At 65.3% G+C, this 12,732-nt stretch carries 13 protein-coding genes and 1 tRNA gene; 10 read left to right on the top strand and 4 right to left on the bottom strand.

Annotated features, from left to right (window positions below):
* The first annotated feature begins 60 nt into the window (after positions 1-60).
* Together lpdA and HZA32_15760 are read left to right on the top strand one after the other, a co-directional pair.
* On the top strand, positions 61-1,455 hold the full coding sequence (lpdA, locus tag HZA32_15765; GenBank protein ID MBI5425535.1) for a dihydrolipoyl dehydrogenase: 1,395 nt from the start codon (positions 61-63) through the stop codon (positions 1,453-1,455).
* Between the two features lie 62 nt (positions 1,456-1,517).
* Positions 1,518-1,592: transfer RNA gene (locus HZA32_15760), tRNA-Arg, on the top strand.
* An 85-nt stretch (positions 1,593-1,677) separates the two neighbouring features.
* On the opposite strand, the gene HZA32_15755 is transcribed toward HZA32_15760, so the two are convergent.
* From HZA32_15755 to HZA32_15745, 3 genes are all read right to left on the bottom strand, one after another.
* A complete protein-coding gene (locus HZA32_15755) occupies positions 1,678-2,304 on the bottom strand; it encodes a DedA family protein (GenBank protein ID MBI5425534.1) in 627 nt (208 codons plus the stop codon).
* 61 nt (positions 2,305-2,365) lie between these two features.
* Positions 2,366-2,521: a small basic protein gene (locus HZA32_15750; GenBank protein ID MBI5425533.1), complete on the bottom strand. Its 156-nt coding sequence runs from the start codon at positions 2,519-2,521 to the stop codon at positions 2,366-2,368.
* A 14-nt stretch (positions 2,522-2,535) separates the two neighbouring features.
* Complete coding sequence (locus HZA32_15745) at positions 2,536-2,874, bottom strand: divalent-cation tolerance protein CutA (GenBank protein MBI5425532.1); 339 nt, start codon at positions 2,872-2,874, stop codon at positions 2,536-2,538.
* Positions 2,875-3,019: 145 nt separating this feature from the next.
* On the opposite strand from HZA32_15745, the gene HZA32_15740 reads away from it, so the two are divergent.
* From HZA32_15740 to HZA32_15705, 8 genes are all read left to right on the top strand, one after another.
* Positions 3,020-3,220 carry a DNA-directed RNA polymerase subunit omega gene (locus tag HZA32_15740; GenBank protein MBI5425531.1) on the top strand — a complete coding sequence of 67 codons (201 nt, stop codon included), beginning with the start codon at positions 3,020-3,022 and terminating at the stop codon, positions 3,218-3,220.
* Between the two features lie 182 nt (positions 3,221-3,402).
* Complete coding sequence (gene smpB, locus HZA32_15735; GenBank protein ID MBI5425530.1) at positions 3,403-3,873, top strand: SsrA-binding protein SmpB; 471 nt, start codon at positions 3,403-3,405, stop codon at positions 3,871-3,873.
* Between the two features lie 7 nt (positions 3,874-3,880).
* Positions 3,881-4,840, top strand: a complete 960-nt coding sequence (thrB, locus tag HZA32_15730; protein MBI5425529.1) for a homoserine kinase — start codon at positions 3,881-3,883, stop codon at positions 4,838-4,840.
* A gap of 128 nt (positions 4,841-4,968) precedes the next feature.
* Complete coding sequence (gene plsY, locus HZA32_15725) at positions 4,969-5,613, top strand: glycerol-3-phosphate 1-O-acyltransferase PlsY (GenBank protein MBI5425528.1); 645 nt, start codon at positions 4,969-4,971, stop codon at positions 5,611-5,613.
* Positions 5,614-5,718: 105 nt separating this feature from the next.
* Positions 5,719-6,939, top strand: a complete 1,221-nt coding sequence (locus tag HZA32_15720) for an aspartate kinase (GenBank protein MBI5425527.1) — start codon at positions 5,719-5,721, stop codon at positions 6,937-6,939.
* A gap of 69 nt (positions 6,940-7,008) precedes the next feature.
* Positions 7,009-8,367, top strand: coding sequence for a threonine synthase (locus HZA32_15715; protein ID MBI5425526.1), 1,359 nt, complete (start codon positions 7,009-7,011; stop codon positions 8,365-8,367).
* 67 nt (positions 8,368-8,434) lie between these two features.
* Complete coding sequence (locus HZA32_15710; GenBank protein MBI5425525.1) at positions 8,435-10,348, top strand: CocE/NonD family hydrolase; 1,914 nt, start codon at positions 8,435-8,437, stop codon at positions 10,346-10,348.
* Positions 10,349-10,452: 104 nt separating this feature from the next.
* Complete coding sequence (locus tag HZA32_15705; protein ID MBI5425524.1) at positions 10,453-11,196, top strand: class I SAM-dependent methyltransferase; 744 nt, start codon at positions 10,453-10,455, stop codon at positions 11,194-11,196.
* Positions 11,197-11,209: 13 nt separating this feature from the next.
* On the opposite strand, the gene HZA32_15700 is transcribed toward HZA32_15705, so the two are convergent.
* Entirely contained in the window at positions 11,210-12,661 is a 1,452-nt protein-coding gene (locus HZA32_15700) for a PLDc N-terminal domain-containing protein (protein MBI5425523.1), read from the bottom strand.
* Between the last annotated feature and the right edge of the window lie 71 nt (positions 12,662-12,732).

The raw sequence follows: 12,732 nt of genomic DNA, 5'->3' as shown, positions 1-12,732 counted from the left end.
GAGATTCCATTTGACGATGCTTGGAGCGGGGGCGACGTTCACCGCTCAAAATCTACGCCTATGTCAGAAGCAATCTACGACTTGGTAGTCATCGGTGGCGGCCCGGCCGGTTACGCGGCGGCCATTCGTGCCGGTCAGCTCGGCAAGAAGGTCGCGTGCATCGAACTCGAGCGCGCCGGCGGCACCTGCCTCAACTGGGGCTGCATCCCGACGAAGGCGTTGCTGAAGAGCGCCGAACTTTTCCGCACGATTCAGAAGGCCGAAAGCTACGGCCTCAGCGTGCAGGGCGCGTCATTCGATTTCCGCAAGGTCGTGGAGCGTTCGCGCGGCGTGTCTGCGCAGATGGCCAAGGGCATCGAGTTCCTCTTCCGCAAGAACAAGGTCGAATACTTCATCGGCCGCGGCCAGGTGACCGTGCCCGGCATGGTCGAGATCGTGGACGGTGAGAACAAAGGAAAATTCTTCCGCACGAAAAATATCCTCCTCGCGACCGGCCAGAAACCCCGCGCGTTGCCCGGTCTGCCGGTCGATGGCGTGCGCGTGATGACCTCCCGCGAGGCACTCGCAGCGACCGCGCTGCCGAAATCGATCGCCATCATCGGCGCCGGCGCGATCGGCGTGGAGTTCGCGTATTTCTTCAATGCCTTCGGCGCGAAGGTCACGTTGATCGAGATGCTGCCGCAGATTCTTCCCGTGGAAGACGAGGAAGTCGCCAAGACGCTCGAACGCAGCTTCGCCAAGCAAGGCATCGCGGTCCACACCGCCACGAAGAGCGAGAATATCCGCGTCGGCGAAAAGACCGTGAAGCTCGACCTCGTGAAAGACGGCGCGAAGACCGAACTCGAAGTCGACACCGTGCTCGTAGCCATCGGCATCGTGTCCGCGATCGAGGGCTTGTTCTCCGCCAAGGTGAAGGTCGAGACCGACCGCGGCTTCGTGAAGGTCGACGCCAATTACCAGACCAGCGTTCCCGGCATCTATGCCGCGGGCGACATTCAGGGCCCGCCGTGGCTCGCACACGTCGCGACCTTCCGCGCGGTGCAGGCGGTCAACGGCATCTTCGGCCACAGCAAGCCGAAGCAGGTCGGCAATTTTCCCGGCTGCACCTATTGCCAGCCGCAGGTCGCGAGCACCGGCCTGACCGAGAAGGCCTGCAAGGAAAAGGGCCTCGCCTACAAGATCGGCAAGTTCCCCTTCACCGCGGTCGGCAAGGCCGTCGCGGGCGGCGAGACCGAAGGTTTCGTCAAGGTCGTCAGCGAGGCGAAGACTGGCGAAATTCTCGGCGTCCACATCATCGGCAACGAAGCGACCGAACTCATCGCCGAATACGGTCTGGCGATGAATCTCGAGGCCACCGTGGAGGAAATCCATCACACGATCCACGCGCACCCGACGTTGTCCGAGGCGCTCGGCGAAGCGGCCGCGGCGACGACCAACGAGGCGATTCACATCTGACGCCGCGCAAATGCGGCTTGAACTCACGCGCGCGCGGCCGAAAGCTGCGCGCGTTGTTTTTTGCGAGTGTAGCACAATGGATAGTGTAGTGGCCTCCGAAGCCATTGATCCGGGTTCGACTCCCGGCACTCGCACCAGCTCTCGATCATGAAAAAGGCCGGCACATCGCCGGCCTTCGTTTTTCCAGGAGGGACGCACCGATGCGGTGCGCCGGGAGGAGCATCACTCGCTGGCTTTGCGCATCTGGCGGTGCACGAAAAACCAATACATCACGCCGAGCGCGCCGAGCACGCCGATCGCCCAAATCGTGATCGAGCGCAGCTCGCCGCGCATGAGCGCTTCGTCCTGACCGGCCTTGATGCCGAGCCAGCAGAGCACCGCGCACCACAGGCCCGAGCCGACGAGCGTCCACAGGGAGAATTTCCAGTAATCCATCCGCACGATGCCGGCCGGGATGCCGATGAGGTGGCGCACGACGGGCAGCAGGCGCGAGGCGAAGATGCCGTAGTTGCCGTAAGCGGAGGCCCAGCGTTCGGCTTTTTCCACTTTCTCCGGCGGCGCGAGGAAGAACTTGCCGTAGCGCAGCACGAGCGGGCGGCCCGCCCAGCGCGACGCCCAATACATCGCGGTGGCGCCGAGCCACGAGCCGAGCGCACCGGCGATCACGATGCCGGTGAGGCTCATGCCGCCCTTGGTGTGCGCGAGGTGCGCTGCGGGCGGGATGATCAGCTCGCTGGGCAGCGGCAGAAACGTGCTCTCGATGAACATGAGCAGGACGATGAGCGCGTAGCCGCCGCTCTCGAGCGAGCGGGCATACCAGTCGGTGAGTTGCTTGAGCAGGTCGTGCATGGGAATGAAAAAGGGCAGGTCGCGCGAACGAGCCTGCCCAATGGATAAATTCAGTCGCCGATCAAACGTCCGGCTTGGTCTTGCGGAGACCCTGCACGCGATCGCCGTCCTTCCACTGGCCGCGCTTCTTGAGGATGGCGACGCGCTCGAAGCGCTTGAGGACATTGCGCTTCACGACGAGGCCGCCGGAAGACTTGAGGCTGTTGTGCTGGGACATGGTAAGTGGGTCGTTTAAGGTGTTTTCGACGTTGGAAAGGGGCCATGGCTAGAGTTGGCCATTGCCCATGACAAGTATTTTTCACTCACGCTCTCGGCGCTGACCTCGATCCATTGCGGCGTGCGATAAGGGTGGCGGGCGTGAACCCACGCGCTCAGAGCCGAGGCGTTGGCCGGGAGGCACTTAAACCACAGCCGAAACTCCTCCGCGCGCTCGAGTTTACCCTCGTGGTGGTAGAACGAGGTGATCGGGCCGTCGATTTGGGCGCAGGCCGCCAGCCGGATCTCGACCGCGCCACGCGCCAGCCGCTCCGCATCCTCGCGTTTTTCGGTGGTGGTCCAAGCGATGATCACGCCCGGCAGTCTTGCGCGAAAAGGCGGGCCGGCAAAACGAAAACTGTCGGTGTGGCGCTCGGCGGGGCAGGGCGGCGGCGGATAGATTTCCCCCTTGACGCTGCGGGGGTGTGACGTAGGTCTCTCCCTTCCCAATTTCCAAACCATGAGAGACGAATACATCAAGGACGCCCAAAAGGTTATCCAGGACCCGAATGTGCTGATCAATGTGGTGTCGCGCCGCGTGAAGCAGCTCCGCCGGGGCAGCCGTCCGCTCGTGGAGTCGCTCGAAAAGCTGAGCCCCGAAGACATCGCCCTGCGCGAGATCATCGAAGGCAAGATCAGCTACGAAGTGACGCACGCCTGAGCCGCCCGACGGCTCCCGTTCACCGAAGCGCGGCGACATCGCCGCGCTTTTTGTTTTTCCAATGAGACCGCGCCGCGCCAGCGGTGAGTCGCCCGCAGGCGGTTGTCTGTCATCCGTCCGTCGCGCGCGGCTTCGTGTCTCGCCAAACTCCCGCCAAATCCTTTTCGTTCACCTCTCCCGCCATGGCCGCCAAAGCCCACGACTCCGCCCGTTTCACCGAGATGCGCAATCCGAAGGCGCTGCGGGATTTCTTCATTCACGACAAATTCGAGGCGGGCGTGAAATTGGTCGGCACCGAGGTGAAGTCCATCCGCGCCGGCAAAGCGCAGATCACCGACGCGTTCTGCCGGCTTGAGAAAGGCGAAGTCTGGCTCTACGGCGCCTACATCGAGGAGTATTCGCACGGCGGCCTCTCGCAACATGCCCCGCGACGCGTGCGCAAGCTGCTCCTCAAAGCCAACGAAATCCGCAAACTCCAGCAGGCCGTCGAGACCGGCGGTCGCGCGATCGTGGCGCTGCGCATGTATTTCAAGGAAGCGCTGGTGAAGGTCGAGATCGCGACCGCGAGCGGCAAGAAGCAGTTCGACAAGCGCGAGGACCTCAAGAAGCGCGAGCAGAACCTCGAGGCGCGCCGCGCGCTGCGCCACCGCTGATTTTCCCATGAAGAAGAGGCCGACCTCACGCCGACCGAAAACGAAAGCCCGCAGCCCGCTGCAGTCCGTCACCGTTCGCGTGCCGGGCAGCACGTCGAATCTCGGCGCGGGCTTCGACACGCTTGGACTCGCAGTCGCCCTCTACAACGACGTCACCCTGCGCCGCACGGCCGAGCCGGGCGTGCACGCTGCGACGCCCGACGCCATCGCCGGCGTCGACATGGCGAGCGAGGCAGCGGCGTGGTTTTTTGCGCGCGCGGGCGTGCCGGAGTTCGGCTTTTCCTTCGTCGTCCGCGGTGACGTGCCGATGTCGCGCGGCCTCGGCTCGAGCGTCACGCTCCGCGCCGGCATCGTTGCCGGTCTCAACGAACTCAGCGGCGCCGGCCTCGACAAGGACGACCTCGCCGAACTCGTCACGAAGCTCGAAGGCCATCCCGACAACGCGACGCCTGCCGTGCTCGGCGGTTTCTGCGTTGGCCGCACCGATCCGAGTCGCGGCGTGCTCACGGGCGTCGTGCGCCGGGCGATCGGCAAGGAACTGGTGTTCGTCGTCGTCTCGCCCTCGCAGGAACTCGAAACCAAGAAGGCCCGCGGCATCCTGCCGAAAGAGATCCCGTATTTCGACGCCGTGCGGAGCATCAATAGCGCGAGCTACGTCGTGGCCGCGTTCCTCTCCGGTGAATACGATCGTCTCTCGCACGCCGTCGCCGATTTCATGCACGAGCCGTATCGCCTGCCGCTGATTCCCGGCGCGCGCGATGCGATCCAGGCCGGCGTCAGCGCCGGCGCGCTCACGGGCTGGTTGAGCGGCAGTGGTTCCAGCGTGATGTGCGTCGCTCGTCCCGCGAAAGCCGCGAAAGTGGCGCGCGCGATGGTGCACGCCTTCGCCGCCGCCAAGGTGCCGAGCCGGTCGTTCCGCCTCCACGCGGACAACGAGGGCCTGCGCATCGTCGCGCGCGCTCGCTAAGGTGGCTCGACGGCGGTTTGCCGCCCGTCGTTTGCAGCTGGGATGAAGCAGCGTGCGAAGGGGACCGATAAAGCGTTGACCGTTCGTCCCGCCCGCCCGCAATCTCACCGAAATCGACCTGGGCCCCGATGAGTAATTTCTGGATCACCGTCACTGCGCTAGCCGGCTATTTGCTGGGTGCTCTGCCGTTCGGTTACCTCGTCGCGAAGGCGCACGGCGTCGATATTTTCAAGGCTGGCAGCGGCAACCCCGGCGCGACGAACGTGAAGCGCGTCCTCGGTTCCAAGGCCGGCAACACCGTGCTCGCGCTCGACATGCTCAAGGGCGCCGTTGCGACCGCTTGGCCGCTGCTCCCGTTCGTCGACGAAGAGCGCAAGATCGTCCTCCAACTCATCGGCGTGGTCGGCGCCGTGATCGGGCACGCCTTCTCGGTTTTCACCCGCTTCAAAGGCGGCAAGAGCGTCGCGACTGCGGCGGGCGGCCTGTTCGTGCTCATCCCCGGTGCCGGCCTCATCGCAGCAGCGACTTGGGTCGTGACTTTCTACGCGTCGCGTTACGTGTCGCTCGCGTCGATCCTCGCCGCGGTCGCCATCATCACCGCCAGTTGGCTGCTGCACTATCACGTGGCGGTCGCCGTCATCGCCACGGTCCTCGCGTCGTTCGTCATTCTTCGGCACCACGAGAACATCCGCCGCCTGCTCAACGGCACCGAGAATCGCTTCGTCAAAAAGTCCGCCGAGCCCACCGCGGACGGGAAGAATTCCTCCGCGTAGCTCGGAGCACGTTGTTGAGCCGCCGGGACTTGGGGTATGACGCAACCCCGCCTCTGGGGCCTTGCCAAGCCGCCGCGCTCGCGGGCATAGAGTCAGGTTCTCGCCATGGCTCTCATCGTTCAAAAATACGGCGGCACCTCCGTGGGTGACGTCGAGCGCATCAAGAACGTCGCCGCCCGCATCAAGATCACGCGCGACGCCGGCCACCAAGTGGTCGTCGTCGTGTCGGCTCGCGCGGGCGTGACGAATGAACTGATCGCGCGCGCCAAAGCCGTGAACGCCCGTCCCGACGCCCGCGAGATGGACATGCTCCTCGCCGTCGGCGAACAGGAGACGATCGCGCTCACCGCGATGGCGTTGCACGCGCTTGAGGTGCCCGCGGTATCCTACACCGGCCCGCAGGCCGGCATCGTGACCGACCTCGCGCACACCAAGGCGAAAATCCAAAACATCATCCCCACCGCGCTGCGCAAGGACCTCGACGCCGGCAAAGTCGTCATCGTCGCCGGTTTCCAGGGCCTCAACGAAAAGGGCCAGATCACCACGCTCGGTCGCGGCGGTTCCGACCTCACCGCCATCGCGCTCGCCGCCGCGCTTCGCGCCGACAAGTGCGAGATCTACACCGACGTCGACGGCGTCTACACCGCCGACCCGCGCCACGTGCCGGAAGCGACCAAGCTCGAGGAAATTTCCTACGACGAGATGCTCGAACTCGCCTCGCAGGGCTCGAAGGTCATGCAGTCGCGCTCCGTCGAGTTCGCCAAGAAATACGGCGTCGTTTTCGAAGTCCGCTCCAGCTTTAACCACAACCCGGGAACCATCGTGAAAGAAGAAGTCGCTTACATGGAAAAGGTCGTCGTCCGCGGCGTCGCCGTCGACAAGGACCAGGCCAAGGTCGTCGTCAGCAACCTGCCCGACAAGCCCGGCACGGCCGCCGCGGTTCTCCGCTCGCTCGCCGACGCCAACGTCAACGTCGACATGATCGTGCAGAACGTCGGCTCCCACGGCGTCGCGACGCTCACCTTCACGGTTCCGAAGGACGACGCCCACCAAGCGGTCAAGATTCTCCCCGGCATCTTCAAGAAACTCGGCGGCGGCGAAGTCGCGGCTTACGACAATATCGCCAAGCTCTCCGTCGTCGGCGTCGGCATGCGCACGCACGCCGGCGTGGCGGCCCAGATGTTCGAGGCGCTCGCCGAAAAGAGCATCAACATCGAGCTCATCACCACCTCCGAGATCAAGGTCACGCTCGCCATTGCCCGCGAACGCGCCGACGACGCCCAGCGCGCCGTGCACAAGGCGTTCGGACTCGGGAAAGCGTCCTGATCGACGCTCGCCGGCCACGCGTTCGCCTTCAGCAAATGCCAAAGCGAACGATATAGTGGGAAACAGCTGATGAAATTCGTCTCCACGCGAGGCCAGGCACCTGCCGTTTCCTTCACCGAAGCGGTCGCCCTCGGCTTGGCGCCGGACGGCGGCCTCTATCTCCCGGAGGCGTTGCCCGACCTCACGCCCCGCCTGCGTGGCTGGGCGCAGCTCAGCTACGCGGACCTCTGCGCGGAGTTCATGTCGGTCTTCGCCACGGATGTGCCGGAAGACGTTCTCGCGCGCCTCGCGCATCGTTCCTACGGCCGCTTCACGCATCCCGAGATCGCGCCGCTGCGCCGCCTCGCGGACAACGTCTACGTGCTCGAGCTGTTCCACGGGCCGACGCTCGCGTTCAAGGATTTCGCGCTGCAGTTCCTCGGCAACTTCTACGGCTGGCACTGCGAACAGACCGGCCGCAGCCTCAACGTCCTCGGCGCGACGTCCGGCGACACCGGCGCCGCCGCGATCCACGGCCTGCTCGGCAAGCCGCGCACCGCGATCTTCATCCTCTATCCGGACGGCCGCGTCTCGCCGCTGCAGGAGCGCCAGATGGCGTGCACCGGAGCGGCGAACGTCCACGCCCTCGCGCTCGAGGGCACGTTCGACGATGCGCAGCGGCTCCTGAAGGACGCATTCGGCGATCGCGAGTTCGCTGCGCAGCATCACCTTTCGGCGGTCAACTCCATCAACCTCGCGCGCGTGCTCGCGCAGTGCGTCTATTACCTGCACGCGTGGCTGCACCTGCCGGAGGCGCAGCGCGAGAACCTCGAGTTCGTCGTGCCGACCGGCAACTTCGGCAACGTCTTCGCCGGCTGGTTGCTCGAGCGCATGGGCGTGCCGATCGCGGGCTTCAAGGTCGCGACCAACCAGAACGACATTCTCCATCGCTTCTTCACGACCGGCGAATACCGCGTCGGCGCCGTGCACCCGAGCCTCGCGCCGTCGATGGACATCCAGGTCGCGTCGAACTTCGAGCGCTGGCTCTACTACCACTTCGACGAGGATGCGGCGAAGGTGCGGGCGACGATGGACGAGCTGAAGCACACCGGCGCGACCCAAGTGCCGGACTTCAACACGCACGTCTTCAGCTCGTCGCGCTCCACCGACGTGGACATCAAGGCGAACATCCAGCGCATCCACGGACGCAACGGCTACGTCCTCGATCCTCACACCGCGTGCGGTTTCCAGGATTTGAACCCGACGCGCACGAGCGTCGTGCTCGCCACGGCGCATCCGGCGAAATTCCCCGACGCGCTCCGCGACGCCATCGGCGTCGAGCCGACACACCCGACCCTCGAGGCGCTGAAGTCCAAGCCGCTCGTGAAGCACCGCGTGCCGACCGATCTCGCCGCGTTGAAGGAATTCATCCGCGCGCACGGCGTGTGATTGGGTGGTTGCGCGCGGCTCCTCGGCGCCTACGGTTCGGCACGTCGCTTGCTCGCGACGTTACCCCATGAGAGTTCTCCACGCTGCCGGCCTGCTCCTCGCAGGCGTCCTTGGTTTCCTCGTTGTCCACGCGCAGACGTCGCCGCTCGCGCCCGACATCCCTGCGAAATTCACGCCGCCGACCGACGACTACGATTACGTCAAACGCGTCGAAATGATCCCGATGCGCGATGGCGTGAAACTCCACACGATCATCGTCATCCCGAAAGGCGCCAAGCGCGCTCCGATGCTCCTCACGCGCACGCCCTACGATGCGGCCAATCGCGCCAGCCGCACGAAGTCGCCCCGCATGCTCGCCACGCTTTCGCTGGCCGACGAGGTGTTCACGGCCGACGGTTACATCCGCGTCTATCAAGACGTGCGCGGCAAGCACGGCTCCGAGGGCGAATACGTGATGACGCGCCCGCCCCGCGGCCCGCTCAACGACAGCAAGGTCGACCACACCACCGATGCGTGGGACACGATCGATTGGCTCGTGAAAAACGTGCCCGAATCCAACGGTCGCGTCGGCATGATCGGCTCATCCTACGAGGGTTTCACGGTCGTGATGGCTCTGCTCGATCCGCACCCGGCCTTGAAGGTCGCCGCGCCGGAGAGCCCGATGATCGACGGCTGGATGGGCGACGACTGGTTCCACTACGGCGCGTTCCGCCAGGTGAATTTCGACTACTTCACCGGCCAGCTGGGCGGAAAATCCAAAGGCGACCGCGCCGTGCGCGGCGACGTCGACGATTACGACAACCTGCGCCGTCTCGGCTCGGCCGGCGCCTTCGCGCTCGCCACCGGCATCGATCAGCTGCCGTGGTGGAAAAAGCTGATCGAGCATACGAGCTACGACGCGTTCTGGCAGGAGCAGGCGCTCGATCGGTTGCTCGCGAAGGTTCCGCTGACCGTGCCGACGCTGTGGCTCAGCGGCCTGTGGGACCAGGAGGACATCTGGGGCGCCGTGCACGCGTATCCCGTGATGGAAGGCAAGGACACCGACAACACGAAGAACTTCCTCGTGCTCGGCCCGTGGTATCACAGCCAGATCGGCCGCGACGGCAGCACGCTCGGCCCGCTGCGTTGGGAGGGCGACACGGCGCTCCAAGTCCGCCGCGACATCATCAAGCCGCTCTTCGATCAATACCTGAAGGACAACGCGCCGCGTTCGAACACACCACCTGTTTTCGTCTACAACACCGGCGAGAATCGTTGGGAGAAATACGAACGTTGGCCGCTCGCCGGCGGCGACAGCACCGTGAAGCCGACACCGCTTTACCTCGGCGCGAACGGCGCGCTTGGTTTCACGGCGCCATCCGCCACCGCGGACGCGTTCGACGAATACGTTTCCGACCCCGCCAAACCGGTCCCGTATTTGCCGCGTCCCGTGAAGTTCAGCGATGGCGACGCGTGGCGCCGCTGGCTCGTGACCGACCAACGCTTCGTCGCCGATCGTCCCGACGTGCTCGTCTACCAGACCGAGCCGCTCACCTCGCCGGTGCATATCGCGGGCGCGCCGGTGGTGCACTTGCTCGCCGCCACGAGCGGCACGGACAGCGATTGGGTCGTGAAGGTCATCGACGTTTTCCCGGACGAGTATCCGTCGCGCCCCGAGTTCGGCGGCTATCAGCTGCCAATCTCGCTCGAGATTTTCCGTGGCCGTTATCGCGAGAGCTTCGAGAAGCCCGCGGCGCTCGAGTCGGGCAGACCGCTCGCTTACACCTTCGCGCTGCCGCACGCGAACCACGTCTTCCAGCCCGGGCATCGCATCATGGTGCAGATCCAGTCGACGCTGTTTCCGCTCTACGATCGCAACCCGCAGAAGTTCGTCCCGAACATCTTTCTCGCGGCGCCCGGCGATTACCAAAAAGCCACGCAGCGCATCTACCGCGGCGGCACCGGTGGCACCTTCATCGACCTGCCGATCGTGTCGCAGTAGCGGGACTGACAATTCCCGGTGGGCGGGCATTACGGCGCCTGCAAACGCGCGATCGCACTGGACGCGCGCTGGCGCCGACGCCGCGTGCTGGTCACGGTGATCGCGTGAAGTTCCAGGATCATTTCTCGAACCAAGCGGCAGTCTACGCGCAATCGCGCCCAACATACCCGGTGGCGCTGTTCGATGAGTTGGCGCGGCTCGCGCCGGCGCGTGGGCTGGCGTGGGATTGCGGCAGCGGCAATGGACAGGCTGCGGTCGCGCTGGCTGCGCATTTCCAACGCGTGATCGCCACCGAGCCGAGCGAGGCGCAACTTGCCGCGGCGACGCCGCACGCGCGCGTGGTCTATCTGCGCAGCGCGGAACTCGCCCCGACGGTGCGCGATCACACGGTCGATCTCGTCACTGCCGCCCAAGCCGCGCACTGGTTCGACCGCACGAAATTCTACGCGGAGGTGAAACGCGTGCTGCGCCCCGGCGGCGTGGTGGCGCTGTGGAGCTATTGGCTGGCGCGGGTGACTCCCGAGATCGATGCCGTCGTGGACCGTTTCTATGCGGAGACGACGGGGCCGTATTGGCCGCCGGAACGGCGACACATCGAGAGTCGCTATCGTGATTTCGAGTTCCCATTCGCCGAGATTCCTTTTCCGCCGCTCGTGATCACGCGCGAATGGACGTCGGACGAGCTCGTCGCTTTCCTGGCGAGTTGGTCCGCGGTGGACCGTTACCGCAAAGCGCGCGGTGAGGATCCGATTCCGGCCGTCGCCGCGGAGCTGCGCGCGCGGTGGGGCGATGGTCGGCGGACCGTCAGCTGGGAGATGTTCGGACGGTTGGGCCGAGTGGTCGCGTGAGCGCGGACTCGCGCTAGAGCAACGGCGCGAGCAGGCGGCTGAGTTCCTCGCCGAGGGTGGAGAAGAATCTCGGTGGACGCTTGGGCTGCGGCATCGGTTTGCTGTGCGCGAACACTTCGCGCATCCACGCGGCCAGGTTTTCGGTGTCGCGCGCGGAGTAGGTCACGGCGGCGACCTCGAAGTTCACGAAGAGCGAGCGCAGGTCCATGTTGGCCGAGCCCCAGAGGCCGGCGGAGCCGTCCACGAGGATGGCTTTCGCGTGGTTCATGCCCGGACCGTAGAGGAGCACCTGCACGCCAGCCTGCTGCAATTCCCGGAGGTAGTGTTTGCGCGCGAGGTCGGTGATCGGGTGATTCGAACGCGCGGGCACCACGAGCCGCACATCGATGCCGGCGCGGGCTTGCACCATGAGCGAGCGCTGGAGCACCTCGTCGGGGATGTAGTAGGGCGTGACGATCCACACGCTTTGCTCGGCTTGTTGCACGAGCGACAGGATGCCTTCGTAGAGCGGATCGCCGGGGACGTCCGGCCCGCTCGCGACGATCTGCAGCTCGCTGTCGCCCGCGGACGCGGGAACTCCGACCGGGATCTCATCATGAAGCGTGGCGATCGTCTGGCCGCTGGCGTAGGCCCAGTCGGCGAGGAAAATCTCCTCGAGCAAACTCACGGCCGGTCCCTCGATCACCGCGCCGAAATCCCGGAAGCGGCGCTTCAACGGCGTCGGGCCCATGTAGTCGGTCGCGAGATTGCGTCCGCCGATCACCGCGAGCCGGTGGTCGAACACGGCAATTTTGCGATGATTGCGCAGGTTGGCCGATCCGCGGGTTTGCAGCGGCAACATCGGCATGAACGAAACGACCTCGCCGCCCGCTTCGCGAATCGGGTCGCAGAACGATCCATTGGTGAAGAAGCACCCGAGCGAATCGAGCAACAGGCGGACCTTCACGCCTTCGCGCGCGCGCTGCGCGAGGAGCTTCACGATGCGGCGACCCACGACGTCGCGGCCGAGAATGAAGGTCATGATGTGGATCGTGTGCTTCGCCTCGAGAATCTGCTGTTCGAGCTGGCGGAAGGATTCCTCGCCCGAGGCGACGAACTCGACGCGATTGCCGCCAACGGGCGGACACGCGCCATTGAGCGTGAGCACGCGCGCGGCGAACGTGTTGGCGGCAGGGGAGGGCGGCGCGCCGGGCACGACCGGACAGAGGCGCGCCTTGGTGGCGGCGAGGCGTTTCAGTTTTCGTCCGCCGAAAAGGAGAAACAGCGGCACGCCGACGTAAGGCACAAACGCGATCGCGAGCAGCCACGCGAACGTGTTGCCCGGTTGCTTGCGCTCGCTCATCAGGCGCGCGATGGCGAAGAAGGCCAGCAGGAAGCCGAGCACGGTGAGCACGTGCGGCAGCACGCCGAAGATCCACGGGTGATGCTTCGCGGTGTCGACTGCCTGCTCCAGTGTCGGATCCATCGGCGAGCAGATAATCCGCGGCGTGCCGCGGACGCAAGTAGCGCGCGCGTCCGCGCGAATCCCGGCCATGA

Source organism: Opitutia bacterium (assembly GCA_016217545.1).
Lineage (GTDB): Bacteria > Verrucomicrobiota > Verrucomicrobiia > Opitutales > Opitutaceae > Didemnitutus.
Note: the sequence above shows the minus strand (reverse complement) of the source record. Positions and strands in the feature narration are given on the sequence as shown.